This window comes from Streptomyces sp. NPDC127595, assembly GCF_042671685.1.
Taxonomy (GTDB): Bacteria; Actinomycetota; Actinomycetes; order Streptomycetales; family Streptomycetaceae; genus Streptomyces.
Genome location: NZ_JBHXWK010000002.1, coordinates 316,144 through 340,193, shown reverse-complemented (window position 1 = coordinate 340,193; position 24,050 = coordinate 316,144). Strand labels below are relative to the sequence as shown.

24 protein-coding genes are annotated in these 24,050 nt (G+C 71.3%); 12 read left to right on the top strand and 12 right to left on the bottom strand.

Annotated features, from left to right (window positions below; genetic code table 11):
• Positions 1-3 precede the first annotated feature (3 nt).
• The 3 genes from ACFVKT_RS08015 (at position 4) to ACFVKT_RS08005 (ending at position 2,426) form a co-directional block, all read left to right on the top strand.
• Positions 4-939: a M56 family metallopeptidase gene (locus tag ACFVKT_RS08015; protein WP_385728785.1), complete on the top strand. Its 936-nt coding sequence runs from the start codon at positions 4-6 to the stop codon at positions 937-939.
• Between the two features lie 71 nt (positions 940-1,010).
• A complete protein-coding gene (locus tag ACFVKT_RS08010) occupies positions 1,011-1,694 on the top strand; it encodes a phosphatase PAP2 family protein (RefSeq protein ID WP_385728783.1) in 684 nt (227 codons plus the stop codon).
• 33 nt (positions 1,695-1,727) lie between these two features.
• A complete protein-coding gene (locus ACFVKT_RS08005) occupies positions 1,728-2,426 on the top strand; it encodes an HAD family hydrolase (protein ID WP_385728781.1) in 699 nt (232 codons plus the stop codon).
• Positions 2,427-2,467: 41 nt separating this feature from the next.
• Here the strand turns inward: ACFVKT_RS08005 and ACFVKT_RS08000 are convergent, their stop codons facing one another.
• Complete coding sequence (locus ACFVKT_RS08000) at positions 2,468-2,713, bottom strand: DUF2630 family protein (RefSeq protein ID WP_385728779.1); 246 nt, start codon at positions 2,711-2,713, stop codon at positions 2,468-2,470.
• A gap of 183 nt (positions 2,714-2,896) precedes the next feature.
• Here ACFVKT_RS08000 and ACFVKT_RS07995 point away from each other — a divergent pair, with 183 nt between their 5' ends.
• Positions 2,897-3,616, top strand: coding sequence for a TetR/AcrR family transcriptional regulator (locus tag ACFVKT_RS07995; protein WP_385728777.1), 720 nt, complete (start codon positions 2,897-2,899; stop codon positions 3,614-3,616).
• On the opposite strand, the gene ACFVKT_RS07990 is transcribed toward ACFVKT_RS07995, so the two are convergent.
• Positions 3,604-5,106 (bottom strand): LVIVD repeat-containing protein, encoded by a 1,503-nt coding sequence (locus tag ACFVKT_RS07990; protein ID WP_385728775.1) that lies wholly within the window; start codon positions 5,104-5,106, stop codon positions 3,604-3,606. The two genes, ACFVKT_RS07995 and ACFVKT_RS07990, sit on opposite strands and share 13 nt — an antisense overlap.
• Before the next feature lie 195 nt (positions 5,107-5,301).
• On the opposite strand from ACFVKT_RS07990, the gene ACFVKT_RS07985 reads away from it, so the two are divergent.
• Entirely contained in the window at positions 5,302-5,952 is a 651-nt protein-coding gene (locus ACFVKT_RS07985) for a DUF305 domain-containing protein (RefSeq protein ID WP_385728773.1), read from the top strand.
• A 138-nt stretch (positions 5,953-6,090) separates the two neighbouring features.
• On the opposite strand, the gene ACFVKT_RS07980 is transcribed toward ACFVKT_RS07985, so the two are convergent.
• Positions 6,091-6,651 (bottom strand): DUF6214 family protein, encoded by a 561-nt coding sequence (locus ACFVKT_RS07980; protein WP_385728771.1) that lies wholly within the window; start codon positions 6,649-6,651, stop codon positions 6,091-6,093.
• 226 nt (positions 6,652-6,877) lie between these two features.
• Between ACFVKT_RS07980 and ACFVKT_RS07975 the strand changes: the two genes are divergently transcribed.
• Both ACFVKT_RS07975 and ACFVKT_RS07970 read left to right on the top strand, forming a co-directional pair.
• Entirely contained in the window at positions 6,878-8,248 is a 1,371-nt protein-coding gene (locus ACFVKT_RS07975) for an FAD-dependent oxidoreductase (protein ID WP_385728770.1), read from the top strand.
• A 178-nt stretch (positions 8,249-8,426) separates the two neighbouring features.
• Positions 8,427-9,815: a nucleobase:cation symporter-2 family protein gene (locus ACFVKT_RS07970; RefSeq protein ID WP_385728768.1), complete on the top strand. Its 1,389-nt coding sequence runs from the start codon at positions 8,427-8,429 to the stop codon at positions 9,813-9,815.
• Here ACFVKT_RS07970 and ACFVKT_RS07965 read toward each other — a convergent pair.
• Positions 9,735-10,094: an ArsR/SmtB family transcription factor gene (locus ACFVKT_RS07965; protein WP_385728766.1), complete on the bottom strand. Its 360-nt coding sequence runs from the start codon at positions 10,092-10,094 to the stop codon at positions 9,735-9,737. The genes ACFVKT_RS07970 and ACFVKT_RS07965 overlap by 81 nt on opposite strands.
• A 174-nt stretch (positions 10,095-10,268) precedes the next feature.
• Here ACFVKT_RS07965 and ACFVKT_RS07960 point away from each other — a divergent pair, with 174 nt between their 5' ends.
• Positions 10,269-11,348: an NADH:flavin oxidoreductase/NADH oxidase gene (locus tag ACFVKT_RS07960; RefSeq protein ID WP_385728764.1), complete on the top strand. Its 1,080-nt coding sequence runs from the start codon at positions 10,269-10,271 to the stop codon at positions 11,346-11,348.
• Positions 11,349-11,460: 112 nt separating this feature from the next.
• Here ACFVKT_RS07960 and ACFVKT_RS07955 read toward each other — a convergent pair whose 3' ends face one another.
• The 6 genes from ACFVKT_RS07955 to ACFVKT_RS07930 form a co-directional block, all read right to left on the bottom strand.
• On the bottom strand, positions 11,461-12,102 hold the full coding sequence (locus tag ACFVKT_RS07955; protein WP_385728762.1) for a sigma-70 family RNA polymerase sigma factor: 642 nt from the start codon (positions 12,100-12,102) through the stop codon (positions 11,461-11,463).
• Between the two features lie 144 nt (positions 12,103-12,246).
• Positions 12,247-12,951, bottom strand: a complete 705-nt coding sequence (locus ACFVKT_RS07950; protein WP_385728760.1) for a hypothetical protein — start codon at positions 12,949-12,951, stop codon at positions 12,247-12,249.
• A gap of 67 nt (positions 12,952-13,018) precedes the next feature.
• Complete coding sequence (locus tag ACFVKT_RS07945; protein WP_385728758.1) at positions 13,019-13,537, bottom strand: copper chaperone PCu(A)C; 519 nt, start codon at positions 13,535-13,537, stop codon at positions 13,019-13,021.
• Positions 13,538-13,709: 172 nt separating this feature from the next.
• Positions 13,710-16,025 (bottom strand): heavy metal translocating P-type ATPase, encoded by a 2,316-nt coding sequence (locus tag ACFVKT_RS07940; protein ID WP_385728756.1) that lies wholly within the window; start codon positions 16,023-16,025, stop codon positions 13,710-13,712.
• On the bottom strand, positions 16,022-16,270 hold the full coding sequence (locus ACFVKT_RS07935) for a hypothetical protein (RefSeq protein ID WP_385728754.1): 249 nt from the start codon (positions 16,268-16,270) through the stop codon (positions 16,022-16,024). The genes ACFVKT_RS07940 and ACFVKT_RS07935 overlap by 4 nt, the downstream gene beginning before the upstream one ends.
• Positions 16,271-16,395: 125 nt before the next feature.
• Entirely contained in the window at positions 16,396-16,974 is a 579-nt protein-coding gene (locus ACFVKT_RS07930; RefSeq protein ID WP_385728752.1) for a hypothetical protein, read from the bottom strand.
• Between the two features lie 247 nt (positions 16,975-17,221).
• On the opposite strand from ACFVKT_RS07930, the gene ACFVKT_RS07925 reads away from it, so the two are divergent.
• The 4 genes from ACFVKT_RS07925 to ACFVKT_RS07910 all read left to right on the top strand — a co-directional run bounded on the left by ACFVKT_RS07925 (position 17,222) and on the right by ACFVKT_RS07910 (position 21,189).
• Positions 17,222-18,307: a WD40/YVTN/BNR-like repeat-containing protein gene (locus ACFVKT_RS07925; protein WP_385728750.1), complete on the top strand. Its 1,086-nt coding sequence runs from the start codon at positions 17,222-17,224 to the stop codon at positions 18,305-18,307.
• Positions 18,308-18,482: 175 nt separating this feature from the next.
• Positions 18,483-19,160 carry a uracil-DNA glycosylase gene (locus tag ACFVKT_RS07920; RefSeq protein ID WP_385728748.1) on the top strand — a complete coding sequence of 226 codons (678 nt, stop codon included), beginning with the start codon at positions 18,483-18,485 and terminating at the stop codon, positions 19,158-19,160.
• Positions 19,157-20,170, top strand: a complete 1,014-nt coding sequence (locus ACFVKT_RS07915) for an N-acetylglucosamine kinase (RefSeq protein ID WP_385728746.1) — start codon at positions 19,157-19,159, stop codon at positions 20,168-20,170. Before ACFVKT_RS07920 ends, ACFVKT_RS07915 begins: the two co-directional genes overlap by 4 nt.
• Before the next feature lie 95 nt (positions 20,171-20,265).
• Positions 20,266-21,189 carry a sirohydrochlorin chelatase gene (locus ACFVKT_RS07910; protein WP_385728744.1) on the top strand — a complete coding sequence of 308 codons (924 nt, stop codon included), beginning with the start codon at positions 20,266-20,268 and terminating at the stop codon, positions 21,187-21,189.
• A 282-nt stretch (positions 21,190-21,471) separates the two neighbouring features.
• Here the strand turns inward: ACFVKT_RS07910 and ACFVKT_RS07905 are convergent, their stop codons facing one another.
• Both ACFVKT_RS07905 and ACFVKT_RS07900 read right to left on the bottom strand, forming a co-directional pair.
• Positions 21,472-22,518, bottom strand: coding sequence for a lactonase family protein (locus ACFVKT_RS07905; RefSeq protein ID WP_385728742.1), 1,047 nt, complete (start codon positions 22,516-22,518; stop codon positions 21,472-21,474).
• A gap of 60 nt (positions 22,519-22,578) precedes the next feature.
• Positions 22,579-23,778, bottom strand: a complete 1,200-nt coding sequence (locus ACFVKT_RS07900; protein ID WP_385729908.1) for a nitric oxide synthase oxygenase — start codon at positions 23,776-23,778, stop codon at positions 22,579-22,581.
• Positions 23,779-24,050 lie beyond the last annotated feature (272 nt).

Below are 24,050 nucleotides of genomic sequence, written 5' to 3'. Positions count from 1 at the left end.
GCCATGATGGTCCCCGCGGCACTGTTGCTGCTCGGCGCGCTGGCTGCCGTGGTCGCTCCGCGACTGCTCGCCAGGGCGGACTGGGTGGACCGCGAACCGGTGGTGGCCCTGTGGGTGTGGCAGTGCGTGGTCGCGGCCGTCCTGTTGTGCTGCGCGCTGTCGATGACTCTGAGCGCGGCCGCCGCCTGGGTGGTGGTCCGGGGCCAGGTGTTCGGTCCGGCGCCGCACTCGGTCGTGGACGCCTACTCGTTGAGCACCGGGAGTCCCTGGGCCGCGACGACCGCCGTCGCGCTCGCCTGCGGTGGCGTGTGGACCGCGGCGATGCTGGTCCGCGAGATCGCGGGCGCCCGGGCCCGCCGTCGGCAGAGCCGGACCGAACTCCTTCTGCGCGCCCCGCTGTTGCCCGGCGAGGAGCCCGCCGCCGACCGTCTGGTGGTCCTGGAGGGGGTCCGCCCGGACGCCTGGTGGCTGCCCGGAGCGGCGCCCCGACTGGTCGTCACCACGGGCGCGTTGCGCCGTCTCAAGGGACCTCAGCTGGATGCCGTGCTCGCCCATGAGCAGGGGCATGCGCGGGCGCGGCACGACTGGCTGCTGCACTGCTCGGGCGCGCTGGCCAACGGATTCCCGCAGGTTCCGGTGTTCGCCGCGTTCCGCGACGAGATGCACCGGCTGGTCGAACTCTCCGCCGACGACATGGCCTCGCGCCGCTTCGGCCGCCTCACGATCGCCCTCGCCCTGGTGGAACTCAACGAGGACCGGGGCGTGTTCGGGCCCTGCCCCACCCCGCAGTCCCATGTCCCGCACCGTGTCCACCGCCTCCTCACTCCCCCGGACCGGCTCACGGCGGCCCGGCGCCTGCGGCTGACGGCGGCGGCCGCGCTGGTGCCGGTGATCCCGCTCCTGGTGACGTTCGTACCGGCGCTGCGGGCGCTGGGGTAACCAGGCGGCTGCGCGACCCGCGGGCTCCCCGAGGTTGGTTTCCGGCCCCGTACATCGGCGAGGATCAACCCATGCAATCCCCGCCTGTCGACGCACCTCCGCACACGCCGGGTCCACGGACCGCGGCGCTCACGGCGGCGGCTCTCGCCGTGCCCTCCGTGCTGCTTCTCCTGCTGGTCGCGTTCTCCTGGCAGCCACTGCTCACCCTCGACGGGGACATCGCCCGCACCATGCACCCCTGGGCGGTCGACGAACCCGGCCTCACCCATGCGTTCCGCATCCTCACGGACTGGGTGTGGGATCCCTGGACCATGCGCGCGCTGTGTGCCGCCGCCGTGGTCTGGCTGGTGTGGCGACACCGAGCGTGGTGGCCGGCCCTATGGGTGGTGGCCACATGTGTGCTGGGCACCGTGGTGCAGCAGGGGCTGAAGTCGGCGATCGGCCGCGCACGCCCCGTCTGGCCCGACCCCGTCGACTCCGCCCACTACGCGGCCTTCCCCTCCGGCCACGCCATGACGGCCACGGTGGTGTGCGGGCTGCTGCTGTGGCTGCTGCACCTGTACGACGCCGGAGCCACCCTGCGGCGTACGGCGCTCGCTCTGGCCGTCGTCTCCGTCGTGGGCGTCGGTCTGACCCGTGTCTGGCTCGGCGTCCACTGGCCGTCGGACGTCGTGGGCGGCTGGCTTCTCGGGGCGCTGATGGTGGCGCTGGCGGTGGCCTCCTACGAACGGTGGGCCGCTTCAAAGCGGTCTTGACCGGTGCGGGCCGCGCCGCGAAGGATCTCCCTCATGACGATCAAAGGCGTGCTCTTCGACTTCTCCGGAACACTCTTCCGCGTCCAATCCACCGAGTCCTGGCTGCGGACGGTGCTGACGGAGACCGGCATCCCGCTGTCCGAGCCCGAGTTGATCCGCGCCGCCCGGGACCTGGAGTCGGCGGGCGCCCTTCCGGGCGGGGCTTCCCCGGCGGAGCCGCTGCCGGACGACATCACCGAGGTGTGGGAGATCCGGGACGAGAGCGCTGAGTCGCACCGAGCCGCCTACACCGCGCTCTCCCGCCGGGTGACGCTGCCCGATCCCGGGCTGCACGACGCGCTGTACGAACGCCATATGGTCCCGGACGCCTGGCGGCCCTACCCGGACGCCGAGGAGGTACTGGACGCGCTGCGCGAGCGCGGGATCGCCGTCGGTGTGGTCAGCAACATCGGCTGGGATCTGCGGCCCGTCTTCCGCGCGTACGGCCTCGACCCGTACATCGGCTCGTACGTCCTGTCGTACGAACATGGCATCCAGAAGCCGGATCCGCGGCTGTTCGCGATCGCCTGCGACGCTCTGGGGGTCGCGCCGGAGGACGCGCTGATGGTCGGGGACAGCCGTCCTGCGGACGGGGGCGCTGCGGCGCTGGGCTGCGCCGTGCACTTCGTGGACCATCTGCCGGTGGCCGAGCGCCCGGACGGGCTGCGGCCGGTTCTCGACCTGACCGGCTGACGTCCCGGCGCGCGCTCCGGGCCGCTCCTGGAACCGCCGCCTCAGCCCTGGTAGCCCTCGACCTGCGAGGAAGGACGGACCCGGGCCTCGTCCGGGTTCTCGCCGAACTCGGACTTCGCACGCCGCTGGCGCAGCAGGTCCCAGCACTGGTCGAGATCGCGCTCAAGCTGTCCAAGCCGTTCGTGCTCGGTCGAGCTGTCGATCTGACCGGACGCGAGGGCGTCGCGCAGGCGTCGTTCGTCGTCGACCATCGCCGTGATCCTGGCCAGGATCTGATCTTGATCCATGTCCACCCGCCTCCTCGGCACTCCAGCCCACTCTAAGGAGACCGCCCCTGCCCCGCACGTCCGCCTCGGATGATCCCCCGCGTCACCCGAGGCAGACGGCAGCCCGAATCAGCCCCCTGAGGGGCTTGGTCCGGACAACCTGAGTATAGTTGGCTGACAGCCAGTCAACGCAGGAGTTTCAGAATGTCCCCGCGCAGCCGATCCGTCAACGAAGAGTTGCGGCGGCGTTCCCGGGAACGGCTTCTGCAGGCCGCGGTGGAACTGGTGAGCGAGCAGGGCTACGAGTCGACGACGCTCGGCGACATCGCGGATCGCGCGGGATCGGCGCGCGGACTGGTGTCGTACTACTTCCCCGGCAAGCGTCAGCTCGTGCAGTCCGCCGTGCACCGGCTGATGCACCGCACGCTGGAAGAGGCACTGGAGCGCGAGCCGCACACCGAGGACGGCCGGGAGCGGATGGCGCGGGCCATCGACTCGATTCTGGGGCTCGCCCGGGACCAGCCGGTGCTGATGCGCCAGCACATGGCCGGGATCCTGCAGCCCGAGGGATTCGTGGAGTGCCCGGATCAACAGCGTCTCGCGCAGCTTCTCAGTGAGACCGTCGCGCGCTTCGGCTCACCGGACGCCGCCACCGACTACCCGATGCTGCGCGCGCTGCTCATGGGCGCGGTGTACGCGGCCGTGGTCCCCGGCGTCCCGATGCCGATTCCGACGCTGCGGGCCGAGCTGTTCAAACGGTATGGCCTGGAACGGGAGTTGGGTGCCCCGCCGGACACCGAGGTGCCCGGCGGGACGTGCGACACGGACCTGTCACGGTTCTTCGCGACCGACCGACAGCCGGCCGATCAGCCCGGTGGTCAGGACGACGACCGGTCCGATCGGCCGGACGATCAGTCGAAGTAGTCCGGCTGCGTCTGGACGTTCAGCTCGCGGAGCTTGACCCGCTTCGCCGGGTCGGTGCGCCGGTCGCTGAGCTTCAGTACGTCGAAGCCCTTGATGATGTCGTTCGAGTAGATGTAGCCGTTGTAGTAGTACGCCGACCATGAGCCGCCGACCGAGAACGTGGTGGTGCTCAGCGGGCCGCGCTCGAAGTAGGCGATCTCCTTGGGCTTGGCCGAGTCGGTGAAGTCCCAGACGGACACGCCACCCTGGTACCAGGCCTGGACCATGATGTCCTTGCCCTCGACGGGGATGATCGAGCCGTTGTGGGCGACACAGTTCTCGGTGTCGGCCTGGTAACGGGGGATCTTGTAGTAGCTCTTGAAGACGAGCTTGCGGTTGTCACCCTTGCCAACGATGTCGTAGATACCGTCGGCGCCGCGGTTGGGACCGATGGCCGCGTTGCAGGTGGCCGCGCCACCGCCGCCCAGCTCATCGGTGAACACGACCTTGTCGGCGTCCTGGTTGAAGGTCGCCGAGTGCCAGAACGCGAAGTTCACGTTGTCCTGGACCCGGTCGATGACCTTGGGGTTCTCCGGATCCTTGATGGAGAACAGGATGCCGTCGCCCATGCAGGCGCCCGCGGCCAGGTCCTCGGACGGCAGGACCGTGATGTCGTGGCAGCCGGTGGTCTTGGAGACACCCGGGTTGGTGGGCGAGCCCGGGTTGCCGCCGCCGTCCGGTCCCTCACCGGGGAAGAGGACGGGGAAGCCCACCACTGCCGCCTTCTCGGGCGCGTTGCGCGGCACCTTGATGACCGAGATGCCGTCGTGCGGCGGCTGGCAGTCGGGGTAGGCGGCGTTCGGCGAGTACGAGGAGACGTAGATGTATACGTTCTTCTTCTCCGGCACCAGCGTGTGGGTGTGCGAGCCGCAGGCGGTCTCGACGGCGGCCACGTACTTCGGGTTCGTCTTGTCGGTGATGTCGAAGACCTTCATGCCCTCCCACGACGACTTCTCCGTCACGGGCTGCGTCGTGCTGGCACACGAGTTGTCGCTGCGCGAGGAGTCGGTGGACAGGAAGAGCAGGTTGCCGGAGACGGAGATGTCGTTCTGCGAGCCCGGGCAGAGCACCTGCGCCACCGTCTTGGGCGCCTTCGGGTTCCGGATGTCGAAGATGCGGAAACCGTCGTAGTTGCCGGCGAAAGCGTAGTTGCCCTGGAAGGCAAGGTCTGAATTGAAGTTGGGCAGAACATCCTTGGGGATGTTCACGAGGGGCTCGATGTTGTCCGAGTGGACGATCTCGTCCTGCCCGGGTATCTCGCCACTCGTGATGGCCGCCTCGGCGACAGCCTCGTCGCTCTGGGAGACCTTCTCCTGCGCGGCGGGACTGTCCCCGGGGTCGGGGGTCGCGGCCGCCGGGCCGGCCGTGAGCAGCGCAGCCAGGAGTCCGGCCGCGGCCGCGGCAACTCCCAGGCGTCTGTGCCGCGTTCGGGGGTCTTTCAACAGGGTCACTGCATCCTCCCTTGTAGCCCGTTCGCAGTCGAACGGATCACGCACACCCCGCAGTATCGTCTTCACCATGCACAGATCAACAGACGGCAACGCAGTCGTAATGAAAGTTTCTGATCATTCTGGTTCGCAGGCATGCTAGGAAAGTCCTCAACACCCTTGAGGTGTCCGCCCCTTCGTGCGCCTCAGGAGGCCGCTGTGCTCTTCCGCCGTCCGTCCCATGCGTCCCTGGTCACAGCGTCGCTGGCGGTCGTCGTACTCGCGCTGGGAGGTTGTGACTCCGACACCGAGACCAAGTCCCCCACGACGAGCGGGCCTTCGGTGATCGTGCCCGGCAAGCCCGGCGAGGCGGCTCAGACTCTCTCCGCCGAGGACGCCGAGAAACAGCGGACGGACGACGACACCCCCAACTCGGCGGACCTCTCGTACGCGCGGATGATGATCGAGCATCACACGCAGGCACTGGAGATGACCGAACTCGCCCCGAAACAGGCCGAGTCGAGCTCGGTGAAGGCGCTCGCCGAACGGATCGCGGCCACACAGGGGCCGGAGATCACCGTCATGGAGAGTTGGCTCAAGGCGCATGACGGGGAGAGCGCCGCCACGGAGCACGCCCACGAGGCGATGCCCGGCATGGCGACGGAGGCGCAGCTGAAGAAGTTGCGCGCGGCCAAGGGCAAGGCGTTCGACCAGCTCTTCCTGACGCTGATGATCACGCATCACGAGGGCGCGATCACGATGGCGACGGATGTGAAAGGCCAGGGCAACAACATCCAGATCGAGGAAATGGCCGACGATGTGATCGCACAGCAGACGAGCGAGATCGGCAGGATGCGGGACATGTCGTAGTCATAGCCGCACGTGGCCACCGTCGCGCCGTCGCGCTACCAGGGGGCGATCGACATCGGTGCCGCGCCCGCCGCAGCCGGGAGATCGCACTCGGTGCCCGCGACCCCCGGCCGGCCGGCTGCCGCCCAACCGTCCTCCCTAGCGGCGCACATGACGCGGTGTCAGGAAACCCGCGTCGCGCGCCCCGGCGATCAGCTTGAGCGACCTGCGGCGGCTGTGTCCGGTCACATCCATCACCGCGAGCACCGGGTCGCGACCTTCTCCCTGAGCCGCGAGGTACTCCTCGGCCACAAGCCGGCGGCCCTCGACACCGCGCGGCCACGCGGGCCGCGCGCGGCGCGAGGAACCTTCCTCGTACGACGCGTCGTACGAGAGCTTGTCCCCACAAGTACCGTCGCCCGAGAGCCTTTCCCCACACGGCCCTTCGTGCGGGAGCCCTTCCCCGCACAACCCTTCGCAGGTCGGCGCGGTCCGCGCGCCGCACGCCTCGGCGAGCGGTTCCTCGATCCAGTCGGCAAGCAGATCGAGGTCACCGAGGGAGAGCGGGGGCTGGGCCCGTACGTCCTCGATCGACACCGTGCCCTCGCACACCACCGCGAGCAGGTCGACCCGGGCGCCGTCGGCGAAGGCCAGCCGGACGTCGAACCAGGAGGTCACCCCTTCGCACTCACGCACTTTCCACGCGGGAGACACCGACACGGCACCGTCGGGACCGCGGTGGTCGGAGTCACCCAGGCGATCGGACAGATTAAGAGAGGATGCTTCTAGCACATACGGAACGTAACCGCATGATCACATTCCATACGAACGGACACGCTCGCAGGAGCCGTGCGCCGACCCTGTCAGCGCAGCACCGGTGGTGCGATCCTGGAAGAGCCATCAGCGATCTCCTCGGACTGTTCAGGTTTCGGACAAGGAGTTCCGCGTGCTGCGTGTCGCCGTCGTCGGCTCGGGTCCCAGCGGGGTCTACACCGCCCAGGGTCTCGTCCAGCAGAGCCAGGTCCCCGGGGTACGGGTGGACGTGCTGGACCGACTGCCGTGCCCGTACGGCCTGGTCCGGTACGGCGTGGCGCCCGACCACGAGAAGATCAAGTCCCTCCAGAACAATCTGCGGACGGTCCTGGAGGACGAGCGGGTGCGGTTCCTGGGCGGCATCAGGATCGGCCCGGACGCCCTGCCGGCGTCCCGGCTGCGCGAGCTGTACCACGCGGTCGTCTACTGCGTGGGCGCCGCCACCGACCGCCACCTCGGGGTACCCGGCGAGGAGCTGCCCGGCAGCTGGTCGGCGACCGAGTTCGTGTCCTGGTACAGCGCCCACCCCGACTCGGTGGCCGAGGGATTCGTGCTCGGCGCACGGTCCGCCGTGGTCATCGGCGTCGGGAACGTGGCCGTCGACGTCACCCGCATCCTGGCCCGCGGCGCGGCCGAGCTGAGCCCCACCGACATGCCGCAGTCGGCGCTCACCGCGCTGGCCGCGAGCCAGGTGACGGAGATCAGCATGGTGGGGCGGCGCGGCCCCTCCCAAGCCCGCTTCACCACCAAGGAACTCCGCGAGCTGGGCGCCCTGCCGGACACCGAAATCATCGTGGACCCACGGGAGTTGGAGCTCGATCCGGCCTACACCGACCCCTCCGGGCTACCGGCCGCCAACCGCCGGAACGTCGAGGTGCTGCGGGGCTGGGCCTCCGCGCCGCCTCGGGCTGCCGCCCCGCGCAGGATCCGGCTGCGCTTCTTCCTGCGCCCCGTGGAGCTGCTCGCCGGTGAAGAAGGCGACGGCGGCGGGCGTGTGGGCTCGGTGCGCTTCGAGCGGACGGTGCCGGACGGACAGGGTGGCGTCACGGGCACGGGCCGGTACGAGGACATCGACGCGCAGCTGGTGCTGCGCTCGGTGGGCTATCGCGGAGTGCCGCTGGACGGGCTGCCGTTCGACGCGCGGCACGGCACGGTGCCGCATCTCGCGGGACGGGTCGTACGGAACGGCACGATCGCACCCGGCGAGTACGTGGCGGGCTGGATCAAGCGGGGTCCGACCGGCGTCATCGGCACCAACCGGCCGTGCGCCAAGGAGACGGTGACCTCGCTGCTCCAGGACGCCGAGATGCTCCTGCGACGGGAAGTGCCCGAGGATCCGCTCGTGGCGCTGCGCGCGGAGGGGCCGGCGCCGGTCGAGTGGGCGGGATGGCAGGCGATCGAGCGGGCCGAGGCGGAGCTGGGAGCCTCGCTCGGGCGGGGCGTCGTGAAGCTTCCGGACTGGGCCTCGCTGCTGGCCGCGGCGGCGCGGTCCGCGGGTGCGTAGCGGGCCACGTGCAGACTGCGACGGGTGCGTGGCGGACCGCCGGCAGGGTCCACGGGGACTCCGTGGGTAGGACACACATCGGCAACAAGCCAGAAATCAACAAACTGTTCAAGTCGCCTACGGTCTGAAGCTGCCCCCACATGCAAAGCTCCGCGTCCCCGCTGCTCCTGGAGTACCCATGGCAACCACCACACCCGTGCATCCCGTCGACGAGGTCCCACCCGTACGCCAGTTGGCAGCCCTCGGGCTCCAGCATGTGCTCGCGATGTATGCGGGAGCGGTGGCGGTTCCGCTGATCGTGGGCGGGGCGATGAAGCTGTCGCCCGCGGACATGGCGTACCTGATCACCGCGGACCTGCTGGTGTGCGGAATTGCCACACTCATCCAGTGCGTGGGTTTCTGGCGCTTCGGAGTGCGGCTGCCGATCATGCAGGGCTGCACCTTCGCGGCCGTTTCGCCGATGGTCCTCATCGGGACGACGGGCGGCGGACTGCCCGCGATCTATGGTTCGGTGATCGTCGCGGGGCTCGCGATCGTGCTGCTGGCGCCCGTCTTCGGCAGGCTGCTCCGCTTCTTCCCACCGCTCGTCACGGGCACGGTGATCCTGATCATCGGAGTCTCACTGCTGCCGGTGGCGGGCAACTGGGCGGCCGGCGGTGCGGGCGCGGCGGACTTCGGCGAGCCGAAGAACCTGGCGCTCGCGGGCTTCGTCCTGGCTGTGGTGCTGGGTGTGCAGCGGTTCGCGCCGGCCTTCCTGAGCCGGATCGCGGTGCTGATCGGTATCGCGGTGGGCCTCGCGGTCGCGGTGCCGTTCGGGTTCACGGACTTCGGCGGGGTCGGCGACTCCGACTGGCTCGGGATCAGCACGCCGTTCCATTTCGGGACGCCCACCTTCCACGCCTCGGCGATCATCTCGATGCTGGTCGTGGCACTGGTGACGATGACCGAGACGACGGGTGACCTCATCGCGGTCGGCGAGATGACCGACCGGAAGATCGAGCCGAAGTCGCTCGCCGACGGGCTGCGGGCCGACGGCCTCTCGACCGTCCTCGGCGGGGTGTTCAACACCTTCCCCTACACGGCGTACGCGCAGAACGTGGGTCTCGTCGACATGACCCGCGTCCGCAGCCGCTGGGTCGTCGCCGCCGCGGGCGGCATCCTCGTCCTGCTGGGCCTGCTGCCCAAGCTGGGCGCCGTCGTCGCGGCGATACCGGCGCCGGTGCTCGGCGGCGCGGGTCTGGTGATGTTCGGGACGGTCGCCGCGAGCGGTCTGCGGACGCTGGCCCAAGTGGACTTCAAGGACAACCACAACCTGACCGTGGTGGCCGTTTCGGTGGCCGTCGGCGTGCTGCCGGTCGGGGTGCCGACGGTGTACGAGAAGTTCCCGGACTGGTTCCAGACAGTGATGAACAGCGGGATCAGTGCCGGGTGCCTGACGGCGATCGTACTCAACCTGCTCTTCAACCACCTTCCCGCCAAGGGCGGTTCAGCCGCTCCCGAGCCGCCGGGCCTGACCGTCGGCGGCAGCGAGGAGGCTGTCGAAAAGCCCCGGGAAGAGGTCGTCTAGGTCGTCCCGGCGCAGGCCGTTCATCTTGGCCGTGCCCCGGTAGATCTGCCGGATCACCCCGCTCTCGCGGAGCACACGGAAGTGGTACGTGGTCGTGGACTTGGTGACCGGCAGGTCGAAGTGCGAACAGGAGAGCTCGTCGCCGACGGCGGCGAGCTCTCGCACGACCTGGAGCCGCAAGGGGTCCGAGAGCGCGTGCAGCACGGCCTCCAGCCGGATCTCCTCGCGCGCGGGGTGCGGCAGATCGCGGCTGCTGGGGGCGGGGGCTGCGGTCGTCACGGCGACTCCACATCGTCGGGGAACAGCGTCGGGGGCAGGAGTGCGGAAAATCGGGGTCGCCGAAGCTTCGTCGACGAATCTCATTGTACGAGACCTTTCGTAGTTTGACATATACCGTACTACGATGCCTATCGTACGAGACGTACACCGGCCCCGCGACGAATGGAGTCCGCCGTGAGCGCGCTCTTCCAGCCCTTCACCCTGCGCGACGTCACCGTCCCCAACCGGGTGTGGATGCCCCCGATGTGCCAGTACTCGGCCGCACCGGAGGGCCCGTCGACGGGCGCCCCGAACGACTGGCACTTCGCCCACTACGCGGCCCGTTCCGCCGGCGGTACCGGCCTGATCATCGTCGAGGCCACCGCCGTCTCCCCCGAGGGCCGCATCAGCCCGTACGACCTCGGCATCTGGAACGACACCCAGGTCGAGGCGTTCCGCCGGATCACCCGCTTCTTCAGGAGCCAGGGCACCGTTGCCGCGATCCAGCTCGCCCACGCGGGCCGCAAGGCGTCGACCGACCAGCCCTGGAAGGGCGGCGCGCCGGTCGGACCGGACGCGTACGGCTGGCAGCCGCTCGGACCGAGCCCGCTGCCCTTCGACGTCGGTCACCCGGTGCCTACCGAGCTGACCGTCGCCGAAATCCGGGAGATCGTCGGGCAGTTCGCCGACGCGGCCCGGCGCGCACTGGATGCCGGTTTCGAGATCGCCGAGATCCATGGCGCCCACGGCTACCTCATCAACGAGTTCCTCTCCCCGCACTCCAACCACCGCACCGACGCCTACGGCGGCTCGTACGAGAACCGCACGCGCCTCGCCCTCGAAGTCGTCGACGCCGTGCGCGAGGTGTGGCCCGAGGACAAACCGCTCTTCTTCCGTATCTCCGCCACGGACTGGCTGGAGGAGGACAGCTGGACGGCCGACGACACCGTCCGCTTCGCCGCGCAGCTCAAGGAGCACGGGGTTGACCTGCTGGACGTCTCGACGGGCGGCAACGTCTCCGGCGTACGCATTCCGGTCGGGCCCGGCTACCAAGTCCCCTTCGCCGCCCGGGTGAAGGCAGAGACGCCACTGCCCGTCGCCGCCGTCGGTCTCATCACCGACGTCGAGCAGGCCGAGAAGATCATCGCCAACAGCGAGGCGGACGCAGTCCTGTTGGGCCGCGAACTGCTCCGCAACCCGTCCTTCGCCCGCCTGGCGGCCCGCGAACTCGGCGCCGAGGTACATGTGCCGGACCAGTACCACCGCTCCGTCTGAGGAGCCGGGCCCACGCGATGGAAGCCGGGGTTCGCGTACAGAACGGCCGAACGGGTGCCGGTGTGCTGTCTGTTCGGCAGCCATCGGCACCCGTTCCGTCAGGCGGTCGCCGTCAGGCCGCCAGGGCGGCCGGCTCCACGTGCGCCGGGGTGACCGGCTCCCTCACCGGCTCGCCGGCCTCGGCGAGCAACGCGACCATCGTGGCGCGGGCACGCGCCACCCTGGAGCGGACCGTGCCGATCGGGCAGTCGCTGAGCTCGGCCGCCTCCGCGTAGGGCAGCCCCATCAACTGGGTGAGGACGAACGCCTCGCGCCGCTCGTCGGGCAGAGCGGCCAGCAGATCGAGCAGCGCGATGCCCTCGTCGAAGCCGGGCAGGTCGCACGGCTGGGCGAGTTCCATCGCCAACTGCCAGTCGCGGGTGTCGCTCAGCCGCGGCCGGGCGGCGGCGTGCCGGAAGCTGTCGATCACCGCCCGGCGTGCGATGGACAGCAGCCACGCGCGGGCCGAGGAACGTCCCTCGAACCGGTGCAGGCTGCCGAGCGCCCGCAGGAACGTGTCCTGGGCCAGGTCGTCGGCGGCCTGGGGGTCCGAGCTGAGATGGGCGACGTACCGCACGACGTCGCGGTGCAAGGCCCGTACGAAGCGCTCGACGGCGTCCGGGTCGCCGCCGCGGGCGGCCAGCGCCCAGGCGGTTATCGACTCGTCGACCGAAGCCGTGTCGTCGAGCGGAATGGGCAGGGCAGAAGTGATCACCAGGTGTCCTTCTCGGGTCATCCGCGATCCGGACCGCAGCGCGCCAGGCGCGACGGACCCGGTTTGGGGTGAGGCCGTACGACCGCAGGAGGTACGACCGAGACCCGAGGCACGCGACAGCGCCGCCTCGGGGAACCGGCTGTCTCAGACGACAGCGGTCCCCGTCGGCGGGCCCCTGGAGGTGATCGCGTGAACGAGAAGGAGACGGGCGGGCGCCCGGTCCGAGGAAGCACGGCCCGCGCGCACGCGCGGCCGGTGCGGCGGAGTGGGCAGCGCGTGCAGCAGCCGCAGCGGTGCGGCAAGGCGGCCCGCCAGGGCTCGCAGGATGCGGAATGCGGCGCGTTCGCCGTATCCGAGCCATAGGCCGCACAGCAGCGCGGCCACCAAGTGGGCGGCGAGCATGCCGAACGCCGACATACCGCCCATGCCGCCGATGCCATGGCTCATGTGCGCCGTGGGGTCCGCGGTCATGTTCCCCATGTCCATGGAGTCCATGTGCATCGAGCTCATGTGCGTGGCGTCCATGCGCATGGAGCCCATGTCGTGCCCCATGGCGTCCACGCCGGAGGCCGTCACCGGCGTCATCGACTCCCCGGCCGACTGCGCGAGCGAGAAGGCCGAGTGAAGGACGCCCTGGGTGACCACCACCACGGTCATGACGAGCGGAAGCCCGCGTTCATGGCGGGCCAGGCACCAGCCCAGACCGCCCGTCAGCACGGCTGCCGCGCTCATCGCCCACCAGGGCACCGGCGAACCGGACATCAACACGTGCCCCAGGGCGGCGAGCAGCACACAGACGGCCGCGAACATCGCGGCCCGTACCGTGCGAGAACACCACCCAGCAATCATGACGGGCTCATCCTTGCATCCGGAGCTCGTGCGTCATGGTGCAGTACGGGAATCGCCCCCGTTCCGCTCAGAGTGACGCCTCCGCCGGGCGGACCACCACCGCCACCATCTTGACCGCCCCGCTGCGCTCGAAGTGCAGCGTGAACGGCACGAGGTCGCCCGCGCGCCACCCCGCCCTCGCCCGCAACGTCACATCCAGACCGTGCGGGGACATGGCGAGGTCCCCGCGGGCCGGCACGGTCGCCGAGTCCACCGTGTCCCGGTACGCCACCCCGCCGCCGGCCGTGCGGTGGCGGCTGAGCTCGATCTCACCGCCCAGGGCGGACGAGGCGACCTTCAGCAGCCTGTCCTCACCGTCCCCCGAGTTGGAGATCCGGAAGAACGCGGCGGTGTCCCGGTTGTCGCCGTACGGAAGGAACACGCGTCCCGAGACGACCTCGATCCGGGCCGGTGTGCCGGCCCTCCCGAACGCCGTCCAGGTGGTCAGGCCGCCCAGCGAGACGGCGCACGCGGCGACGGGCGCGAGCGCGGCGAACAGGGTGTCGGTGAGCCGACGGCGGGTCGGACGCCAGAGGTGTTCGGTCATGGCCGGTGACTCCCGGGGTTCGCAGGCCTGAGGTGCTCCGTCATGGCCGGTCGCTCCCGGGGATCGCAGGCCAGATGTGCTCCGTCATGGCCGATCGCTCCCGGGGATCGCAGGCCAGATGTGCTCCGTCATGGCCGATCGCTCCCGGGGTTCGGACGCCTGAGATGTTCGGTCATCGCTTGTGGCTCCCGGGTTGCGGCGACCTGCACCCTCCGCCGGGCGACCTGCGGTCTCGGCCGCGTGCCGGCTGCCAGGCGCGCAGCCGCAGGCTGTTGCCGACCACGAGGACCGAGCTCAGGGACATCGCCGCCGCGGCCACCATCGGGTTGAGCAGGCCCACCATCGCGAGCGGCACCGTCACCGCGTTGTAGCCGAAGGCCCACAGGAGGTTGACGCGGATCGTGCCCAGGGTGCGCCGCGCGAGCAGTACGGCGTCGACCAGGGCCTCGATGTCACCGCGCACCAATGTCACGTCGGCGGCCCCGATGGCGGCGTCCGTGCCCGTGCCCATGGCGATGCCCAGGTCGGCTCCGGCGAGCGCGGCGGCGTCGTTCACCCCGTCTCCGACAACGGCGACGCGGCTTCCTTCCGCCCTCAACTCCCGTACGAGGTCTGCCTTTCCCTCGGGGGTGCAGCGGGCGTGCACCTCCTCGATGCCGAGTGCGGCGGCGACGGACCGGGCCGGCGCTTCACGGTCCCCGGTGGCGAGGACCGGCCGTACCCCGAGGCGCCTCAGCCGGTCGACGGCGTGGTAGCTGCCGGGTCGTACGACGTCACCGAGCTCGATCAACGCCTCGGCCACCCCGTCCACGCGGACTAACACCGGCGTGTGCGCGGCGGCCTCCGCCGGCGGAAGCGCGTCCGCGAGAGCCGTGGGCAACTCCTCGTCTGGCGCAACGACTTCGACAAGACGGCCCTCGACCCGGCAGCGGACTCCCAGGCCCGGCGAGGCGCGGAAGCCGACGGCTTCCGGCAGCGGCTGTCCGGGCAGGGAACGGCGCGCGTACGACACGATCGCGCGCCCCAACGGGTGTTCCGAGCCCTGTTCCGCCGCGGCGCCCAGCCGTAGCGCCGCGTCGCGTCCGAGGCCGCCCGGCACCGCGGTGACGCGGGCGACGGTCATATGGCCGGAGGTGAGCGTGCCGGTCTTGTCGAGGACGACCGTGTCGATGTGCCGGAGCGCCTCCAGGGCCTGGGGTCCGCTGATCAGGACGCCGAGTTGGGCACCCCGGCCGGTGGCGGCCATCAGTGCGGTCGGGGTCGCGAGGCCCAGGGCGCAGGGGCAGGCGACGACGAGTACCGCCACGCACGCGGTGACCGCCGCCTGCGGATCGGCTCCAGCACCGAGCCAGAAGCCGAGGACGGTTACGGCGAGCGCCAGCACCACCGGCACGAACACGCCGGCCACCGAGTCGGCCAGCCGCTGCGCACGCGCCTTCCCGGCCTGAGCATCCGTCACCAGTTGCGCGATGCGCGCGAGTTGGGTTTCGGCGCCGACCGCAGTGGCGCGTACGAGCAGCAGTCCGCCGGCGTTGACGGCGCCACCCACGACTGCCGAACCCGGCCCCACCTCGGCGGGCCGGCTCTCCCCGGTGACCAGGGACAGGTCCACGGCGGAGCTGCCCTCCACCACCTCGCCGTCGGTGGCGACCCGCTCACCGGGCCGTACGACGAATACCTGTCCGCGCCTCAACTCCTCTATGGGCACACGCCGTTCGACGCCCCCGTCCACACGCACCGACACCTCTTTGGCGGCGAGCCCCGCGAGCGACCGCAGCGCCGCCCCGGTCCCCCGCCGCGCCCGCGCCTCCAGGAACCGCCCGGCCAGCACGAACAGCGGTACGCCGACGGCCGCTTCGAGATAGACGTGCGCCACGCCCTCCGCGGCGGAGGGCAGCAGGCTGAACGGCATCCCCATCCCCGGCTCGCCCGCACCCCCGAGGAAGAGCGCGTACGCGGACCAGGTGAAGGAGGCCACCACACCCAGCGAGACCAGTGTGTCCATGGTCGCCGTCGAGTGCCGCAGACCGCGCAACGCCCGTGTGTGGAAGGGCCAGGAGCTCCACACCGCGACCGGCGCGGCCAGCATGAAGCACAGCCACTGCCAGTTGCGGAACTGCAGGGCGGGCACCATCGACAGTACGAGGACCGGTACGGCGAACAGCGCGGTGACCACGAGCCGTTCCCGCTCGCGCCGCGCGTCCTCGGTCTCCCCGTCGTCCTCTCGTCGGCGCGGCTCCGGCGGCTTCGGCAAGGCGGCCGTGTATCCGGCCTTCTCGACGGCGGCGACGAGTTCATCGGGGCGGACATGCGGCGGATGGCTGACGTGGGCGCGCCCCGTGGCCAGGTTGACCGTCGCGGTGACGCCTTCCAGCTTGCCGAGCCGCTTCTCCACGCGCCGCACGCAGGCCGCGCAGGTCATGCCGCCGACCGCCAGATCGGTGGTGACCAACTGGCCGGTGCCGAGCGCCGGTTGTGTGGCGGTCATGGCGTGCCTCCCCCGTGCATGCCACCCATGTCTTCGCCCATGTCACCGTCGCCGCCGTCGCCGTTGCCCGTGCCGGTTCTGTGTATGGCGGGTGCCACGGGACCTGCGGCGGATCCGGCGGCGTACGACACCGTGAAGATCAGGGCGAGCAGCAGGACGAAGCCGCAGAGGGCGGGCGGTGGAAGGAACTCCCGAGGCGTCACACCGCAGGAGTCGGGTCCGGGGAAGGAGGAGTTCCTGGGCATTCGGGTGACCCGCGCCACACTCGGCTCTCGGCGGAAGCAGCCCGTGGGTCGGGGTGGGTCCGCACGCCCGCTGGGACGCCTCCACCACCCCCAGGTCCCTTCAGCGGACGCCACCGCCCCCTCGGTCAGCCCGTCGTGCGCCCCCAGATCGGCTCGAACCGCTCCCATTCCTCGCCCCACTGGTCCATGCGGCGCCGTTCCAGGCGGCCACGGACGAGCCGCCCGCAGGCGCAGGGCACGGCCGCGACGCTCAGGCCGATCAGGACCCCCACCATGGCGGCCCGTAGCTGGGCCTGGGACGCGGTCGCCGGCCTGGTGACGAGGCGGCCCTCGGGGTCTGTCCAGACGGTGACCGGGGTGCCCTCGGTGGTGCCGGCCCGCACCCGCGCCTGGCCGGTACGGAGGGAACCGTCCGGCGCGGTCCAGCGGACCTTCACCCAGACCCGGTCGGCGCCGCTTTCGGTGAGGGGCGACTCGGTGGCGTCCTCGATGAGCAGAGCGGGGACGGAGTGCCACTCGGCGCGCTGCTGGGCCAGCCCGTGCTCCACGGACTGTGCGGCCGCCAGGCCGATGAACACCCCGCCGAACACGGTGAGCGTCCAGACGACGAGTACGACCCAGGCCTCCAGAGCGTCACCGCGGCGCCGCAGCGGACTGCGCCGCCATCGCCACAGCCACACCTTCGGAACACGGAATGCCGCCATGACCGGCACCTTCCTCACGACCGCACGGACACGCCACATCCCCCTCCCATACGCGACCGGTCCGCGCCTTGCTCACGCCGACTCCGTCACTCGCCCGCTCCAGGGTCTCGCCCGTTCCGTCCACGCTCGGCGGAGACCGCCGACGATCCACGTTGACCTGCGGAAACACCGAGTCCAGAGGTGACTGTCAGTGCTGGGGTGCAGACTGGCCCGTACCTGAGACAACGACGTCGCGGAGGTGGTCGGCATGGCCGACGTACTGCTCACCGTGGGCACCCGCAAGGGGCTCTTCATCGGCCGAAGGCGCGCCGGCGCCTGGGAGTTCGACGAGAGTCCGTACTTCAACGCGCAGGCCGTGTACTCGGTCTCGATCGACACCCGGGGCGAGACACCCCGGCTGCTGGCCGGAGGGGACAGCGCGCACTGGGGCCCGTCCGTCTTCCACTCCGACGACCTGGGGCGGACGTGGGCGGAACCGGCGCAGCCCGCCGTCAAGTTCCCCAAGGACACCGGGACTTCGCTGGAGCGGGTGTGGCAGCTGCACCCGGCCGCGGCGGAGCCGGACGTGGTGTACGCGGGCACGGAACCGGCCGCGTTGTACCGCTCGGAGGACCGCGGTGAGTCCTTCGAGCTCGTGCGTCCGCTGTGGGAGCACCCCACACGGTCGCAGTGGGTTCCCGGCGGTGGTGGGGAGGGGCTGCACACCATCCTCACCGACGAGCGCGACCCGCGTGCCGTGACAGTCGCCGTGTCCACGGCCGGGGTGTTCCGCACGCAGGACGGCGGCGCGAGCTGGGCGCCGTCCAACTCCGGTGTCTCCGCGGTGTTCCTGCCCGATCCGAACCCGGAGTTCGGCCAGTGCGTGCACAAGATCGCACAGGACTCGGTGACCCCGGACCGCCTGTATCTACAGAACCACTGGGGTGTGTACCGAAGCGACGACGCGGGCGGACAGTGGACCGACATCGGCGAGGGCCTGCCCTCGACCTTCGGGTTCGCCGCGGCCACGCATCCGCACCGCGGTGACACGGCGTACGTATTCCCGATCACCGCGGACGCGGACCGCGTCCCGGCGGATCACCGATGTCGGGTCTTCCGCACGGCCGACGCGGGCAAGAGCTGGGAGCCGCTGACGGCCGGCCTCCCGGCGGAGGACCACTACGGGACGGTACTGCGCGACGCCCTGTGCACGGACGGCGCGGACCCGGCGGGCGTGTACTTCGGCAATCGCAACGGCGAGGTGTACGCGTCGGCGGACGACGGGGACAACTGGCAGCAGCTGGCCTCGCATCTGCCCGATGTCCTCTGTGTACGCGCCGCGGTCGTCGACTGAGACTCCGGAGGTCCCGCACCCGTATGAACGCATGCACCACGGCCAGGACGCCCGGTCCCGTCCCGCTCACAACCCCGCCCGGGAGGCACCTTGTTCGTCGTTCGACCGGTCATGCTCGGTCGCGCTCCGGCCATCGGTTGATCTCTGCCGCGTGTACGGCAGTAGGGTGACGCCCGTGGCACCACGACCGTTGCATGAAATCGTCGAACCGGGCTGGGCGAAAGCCCTGGAACCCGTGGCCGGACAGATCGCCGGGATGGGGGACTTCCTGCGGGCGGAGATCGCCGCGGGCCGCACCTATCTCCCGGCAGGGGCGAATGTCCTCCGGGCCTTCCAGCAACCCTTCGACGAGGTGCGCGTCCTCATCGTCGGCCAGGATCCCTACCCCACGCCGGGGCACGCGGTGGGTCTCTCCTTCTCGGTCGCGCCAGAGGTACGTCCGCTGCCGGGCAGCCTGATCAACATCTTCCGGGAGCTCAACTCCGACCTGGGCCTGCCCCAGCCGTCCAACGGTGATCTCACGCCGTGGACGAAACAGGGCGTGCTGTTGCTCAACAGGGCGCTCACCACCGCCCCGCGCAGTCCCGCGGCGCACCGCGGCAAGGGCTGGGAGGAGGTCACCGAGCAGGCGATACGTGCCCTGGCCGGGCGAGGGCGCCCGCTGGTGTCGATCCTGTGGGGCCGCGACGCCCGCAATCTGCGCCCGATCCTCGGCGAACTGCCCTCGGTGGAATCCGCCCACCCCTCCCCCATGTCGGCGGACCGCGGCTTCTTCGGTTCCCGGCCCTTCAGCCGGGCCAACGACCTGCTGACCGGGCAGGGGGCCGAACCGGTGGACTGGCGCCTGCCATGACCCGCGCCGGCCCGCGGTCCGGTGTCCTGGCGGTGGACTCGGGAGGTTCGGGGCTGCGCGCGGCGCTCGCCGTGGGCGGGCAGGTCCACGGGGTTCCGGTGATGTCGAAGGAGCCGGTGCGCACCGGTCCGCACGGTATCGACGCCGGTCATCTGCTGGAGCAGTTACTGCCGATGGCCCGGCAGTTGATGGCCGACGCCCGGGTCGAGGTACTCGGCGCGGTCGCCGTCGGAGCCGCGGGTCTGGCCACGCTCGGCGACGAGCTGCGCGCGGAGCTGCCGGCGGCCCTGGAGCGTGAACTCGGTGTGACGCGGCTCGCGTTGGCGGCCGACGCGGTGACCGCGTACCTGGGCGCGCTCGGCCGGCGGACGGGTGCGGTCGTCGCTGCGGGCACCGGCATGATCGCGGTCGGCACGGATCTGAAGAGCTGGCGCAGGGCCGACGGCTGGGGCCATCTGCTCGGCGACTGCGGCGGCGGGGCCTGGATCGGCCGCGCCGGTCTCGACGCGGCCATGCGCTCCTTCGACGGGCGCCGTGGCGGATCGGCGGCGCTGCGGGCGCGCGCCGAGGAGATGTTCGGTCCGCTGCCGGGCCTGCCGGGCGCGCTGTACCCGCGGACGGACCGGCCCGCCGTGCTCGCCGCCTTCGCACCCGAAGTGGCCGTCTGTGCCGAGAGCGACCCCGTCGCGGCGGGCATTCTGCGGGCGGCTGCGCGGAGCATCGCCGAGTCGGCGGCCGCCGTGTGCCCGCGCGCGGGAGAGCCCCGAGTCGCCCTCACCGGTGGCCTGTTCAAGATGGGCGACCCCCTCCTCGTACCCCTGAGGGAGGAACTCGTGGAGCAACTTCCGCACGCCCGGCAGATACCGCCCGCGGGTGACCCGCTGCACGGGGCCGTCCTCATCGCCGTCGACCTGGCGAGCGACGAACTCGCCCTCCCCCTGGACCGGCGGATGCTCCACGTGGTGGCCGGAGGGGCGGAGAGACCCTCTCGCCATACTGATCACTTCTGATCCGTACGTAACTCATCAGACAAAAGCGGACGGATACCGCTCACCTGCACCCTCCCCGAACAAGGGAACCCAGGAAACCAGTAATATTCGGCGCCATGAGCTCCCCCACTGGGCCCGCGTCCGGCCTGCCAGTACGAATGCCGCGACCCCGCCAGCCCGGGCGGCACCGCCGTCCGGAAGCCCTGGTGGCTCCCGAGGGCGCGCCCGCGCTCGTCCTCGCGGTACCGGGTACCCCCAGCGCGGCCATACGCAGCCTCACCGAGGAGGTCGTGAGCATCGCGCGCTCCGAGCTCCCCGGTCTCGACGCCCGGATCGGGTACCTCGACGGGGACGACGCCGAGTTCCCCACACTGCAGTCCGTGCTGGTCCGCGCCTCCGAGGAGCGCACGGCCCGCATCGAGCAGTCCCGTGCCGCCGGTACGGACGTGGCCGAGCCCGACGGGCCCGTGGCCGTCGTGGTGCCCCTGCTCGCCGGGCCGGACAACGCGCTGCTGCGCCGGATCCGCCAGGCCGTCATGGACAGCCGCGTCGCGGCGGACCTGGCCGATGTGCTCGGCCCGCATCCGCTGCTCGCCGAGGGGCTGCACGTGCGCCTGTCCGAGGCGGGTCTGGCCCGCGCCGACCGCGCCCGGCTGTTCACCGTCGCGACCGCCGCGGACGGAATCATCCTGGCCTCCGTGGGCGGCGAGGAGGCCGTGCAGGCGGCCGGGATCACCGGCATGCTGCTGGCCGCGCGGCTCGCCGTGCCGGTGATGGCGGCGGCGCTCGACGAGGAGGGTTCCATCGCGGCCATCGCCGAGGAGCTCCGCGACTCCGGATCCCAGAATCTGGCCCTCGCGCCGTATCTGATCGGTCCCGAGCTCGACGCGGGTCTGCTCGACGCGGCCGCCAAGGAGGCCGGCTGTGCCGCCGCCGAGGCGCTCGGCCCGTACCCGGCCATCGGCAAGCTCGCGCTGGCCAAGTACACCGCGGCGCTGGGCATCGCCCCGCAGCAGCCGCAGGGGGCGCCGGTGCGCTGAGCCCGGCACCACGGAGAACAGCGAAAGGGCCCGCTCCCATGGCAGGAGCGGGCCCTTCGCGTGCGTGCGGCGGCGACGGCCTGTCCGGCCGCGATCGGGCCGGAGGAAACCAGCGGCACCGCCGGACCCCGCTCCCCCGGCCTTATCGGCGCCTGCGGCGTCTCCGGCCTCTCCGGCCTCTCCGGCGTCTCCGGCCTCTCCGGCCTCTCCGGCCTCTCCGGCCTCTCCGGCCTCTCCGGCCTCTCCGGCCTCTCCGGCATGATCCGCCGGACAGGCCACAGGTCAGCCGAAGATCACGCAGGATGCCGCGGGAGCGTCGACCGAGCCGCCGCGCCTCGGTACGCCTGTGTCGGGGTCGACCGCGAACCAGGTCACGTCGCCGGAGCGTTCGTTGGCGGCGTACAGGAAGCGTCCTGAGGGGTCGAGGGCCAGCGCGCGGGGCCACGTGCCGCCGCAGGGCACCGTGGCGACCAGCCGCAGCCCCTCGCCCACCGCGTCGGGGACGAGCACGGAGACCACGTCCTGGCCGCGTGTGGCGGTCCAGACGAAGCGTCCGTCGGGCGACACGACGATGCCCGACGGGTACGCGTCGCCGTCCGGTACGCCGGGCAGCACCGGGGTCTCGCCGACGGGCCGCAGCGCGCCTTCGGCGGCGTCCCAGCGGCAGACGGTGACGGTGGGGGCGAGTTCGTTGAGTACGTACGCGCGTTCGCCGCCCGGGTGGAAGGCCAGGTGACGGGGCCCGGAGCCGGGGCGCAGCGCTGTCTCGCGGTGCAGCGTGAGCTTTCCGGCGTCCAGCGTGCACACCCGCACGGAGTCCGTGCCGAGGTCGATGCTCACCGCCCAGCGTCCGCTCGGGTCGCCCTGCACCTGGTGGGCGTGCGGGCCGTGCTGGCGCGGGGTGTGCGGTCCTGAACCGGTGTGCTGGAGCACGCTGGAAGCGGCGCCCGCGAGCCCTCCGTCGGCGCGGACGGGGACGGCGGAGACGCTGCCCGAGCCGTAGTTGGCGGTCAGGACGTGTCCGGCGAAGACGCTGAGGTGCGTCGGGCCGCTGCCGTCGACCCTCACGAGCTCGCCTGTCAGCTGCGGTCTGTCGCCGGTCACACGGTAGGCGGCCAGCGCGCCGTCGGCCGTCTCGCTGACCGCGTACAGCATGTCCCGCGCGGGTGACAGGGCGAGGTAGGAGGGGTCGGGGACGCCGTCCACCGCGCTCAGGACGGTCAGCGCGCCGCTGACCGGGTCCACGGTCGCGGTGAGGACGCCGAGGCCTCCCGCCGCCGTGAACGAGCCGATGAACGCCCGATGTTGCCGCCTGACGCCGTCTGCCACTGGGGTCCCCTCTCGCTCCCGCGTTGTCGGGGGCGACGGTAGCAGTCCATGATCCGAGGTCTAGACCAGGATCGCGCCGCGGGCGCGTTCATGTGCCTCCGGGTGATGGACGTACGCGGGCCGTCGCTCGACCGCCTCGTAGGTGCGGTGGAAGACGGGGGTGGCGCTGCCCGAGATGGGCGGCACGATCCAGGACCAGTCCGCGCCGACCCGGCGGCCCTTGCGTTCCTCCCGGCCGAGGTGGGTGAGGAAGCGCCGGGACTCGGTGTGGTGGTCGGTGACCGTGACGCCCGCACGGTCGAAGGAGTGCAGGACGGAGCGGTTGAGCTCGACGAGCGCGCGGTCCTTCCACAGGGAGCGGTCGGTGCGGGTGTCCAGGCCCAGGCGCTCGGCGATGTGCGGCAGAAGGTCGTAGCGGTCGGTGTCGGCGAGGTTGCGGGCGCCGATCTCGGTGCCCATGTACCAGCCGTTGAAGGGCGCCGCCGGGTAGCAGATTCCGCCGATCTCCAGGCACATGTTGGCGAGCGCGGGCACCGCGTGCCAGCGCAGTCCGAGCGCGTGCCACCAGGGGTACTCGGGGTGCGCGAGCTCCACTTCGAGCACCGCGTCCTCGGGCAGCTCGAACCAGCGGGGCTTGTCCTCGGCGCCCTGGACCACCAACGGCAGTACGTCGAAGGGGGTGCCGGGGCCGCCGGGCCAGCCGAGCCGCCGGGCGAGCGCGGTGAGCCCTGCGTTGCGCGGATCGCCGGTCACGGCGCCGTCCGAGCGTGTGTAACCCGCGTACCGGATGAGCTGTTCGTTCCAGATCCGCGGCCCCGGGCGGCCGGGTTCATCGGGAGCGAAGACCGTGATGAGCGCGCGGATCCGGCCTTCGCGGGTCGCCTCCCGCAGGTGGTCCGCAGCTGCCGCGGCCACGTCCCGTGTGTCCCGCACGTCCCGGCGGTCACGTACGTGCAGGGAGTGCCAGTAGAGCCGCCCGATGCAACGGTTGGCGTTGCGCCAGGCGACGCGTGCGCCGAAGACCAGTTCCTCGGTGGTGTGGCGGTACGTCCCTGTCTCCGCGATCTCCGTGTGTGCGGCGGCGATCCGCCGGGCCGGGTCTCCGAGCCCTTCCTCGGTGTGGTGGAGGGTGAGGAACTCGGCGGCGGCGCGGTGGAGTTCGTACGGGGTGAGCGGGTGGCCGGCGGGGAGGCGCGCGGTGGGGTCATCGGGGCCCGGGGGGACTTCGGCCGAACCATGGGCCGTCGGCGGCTTCCTCAGGTCGGTCGCCGGGGCGGATCGGATGGTCGGCCAGGGGCAGGTACCGGAGCTTGCCCGCACGTGATCGGCGGCTTTGTCCTGACGGCCGCGTGGGGTCTGGTCCTCGGCTCCGCCTTGGTCCGTTCGCTCTCCGTCACGGCCGCCCGGGGTCCGTTCCAGCCACCCTCCCGGTTCCCCGGTCCACGGCGCCGGGAGCCCCGGGCTTCCGTCGTCGGTGAAACGCTCTCCAGGTCCGGAGCCGTGCAGGAAATTGCGCATGGTGCACCCCCAAG

Excerpts from the sequence above, each read along its gene's own strand:
- ACFVKT_RS07945 (WP_385728758.1), bottom strand. The coding sequence starts at position 13,537 with ATGACCGAACACCTCTGGCGTCCGACCCGCCGTCGGCTCACCGACACC.
- ACFVKT_RS07940 (WP_385728756.1), bottom strand. The coding sequence starts at position 16,025 with ATGACCGCCACACAACCGGCGCTCGGCACCGGCCAGTTGGTCACCACC.
- ACFVKT_RS07970 (WP_385728768.1), top strand. The coding sequence starts at position 8,427 with ATGGCAACCACCACACCCGTGCATCCCGTCGACGAGGTCCCACCCGTA.
- ACFVKT_RS07930 (WP_385728752.1), bottom strand. The coding sequence starts at position 16,974 with ATGGCGGCATTCCGTGTTCCGAAGGTGTGGCTGTGGCGATGGCGGCGC.
- ACFVKT_RS08005 (WP_385728781.1), top strand. The coding sequence starts at position 1,728 with ATGACGATCAAAGGCGTGCTCTTCGACTTCTCCGGAACACTCTTCCGC.
- ACFVKT_RS07915 (WP_385728746.1), top strand. The coding sequence starts at position 19,157 with ATGACCCGCGCCGGCCCGCGGTCCGGTGTCCTGGCGGTGGACTCGGGA.
- ACFVKT_RS08015 (WP_385728785.1), top strand. The coding sequence starts at position 4 with ATGATGGTCCCCGCGGCACTGTTGCTGCTCGGCGCGCTGGCTGCCGTG.
- ACFVKT_RS08010 (WP_385728783.1), top strand. The coding sequence starts at position 1,011 with ATGCAATCCCCGCCTGTCGACGCACCTCCGCACACGCCGGGTCCACGG.
- ACFVKT_RS07910 (WP_385728744.1), top strand. The coding sequence starts at position 20,266 with ATGAGCTCCCCCACTGGGCCCGCGTCCGGCCTGCCAGTACGAATGCCG.
- ACFVKT_RS07925 (WP_385728750.1), top strand. The coding sequence starts at position 17,222 with ATGGCCGACGTACTGCTCACCGTGGGCACCCGCAAGGGGCTCTTCATC.
- ACFVKT_RS08000 (WP_385728779.1), bottom strand. The coding sequence starts at position 2,713 with ATGGATCAAGATCAGATCCTGGCCAGGATCACGGCGATGGTCGACGAC.
- ACFVKT_RS07935 (WP_385728754.1), bottom strand. The coding sequence starts at position 16,270 with ATGCCCAGGAACTCCTCCTTCCCCGGACCCGACTCCTGCGGTGTGACG.
- ACFVKT_RS07950 (WP_385728760.1), bottom strand. The coding sequence starts at position 12,951 with ATGATTGCTGGGTGGTGTTCTCGCACGGTACGGGCCGCGATGTTCGCG.
- ACFVKT_RS07995 (WP_385728777.1), top strand. The coding sequence starts at position 2,897 with ATGTCCCCGCGCAGCCGATCCGTCAACGAAGAGTTGCGGCGGCGTTCC.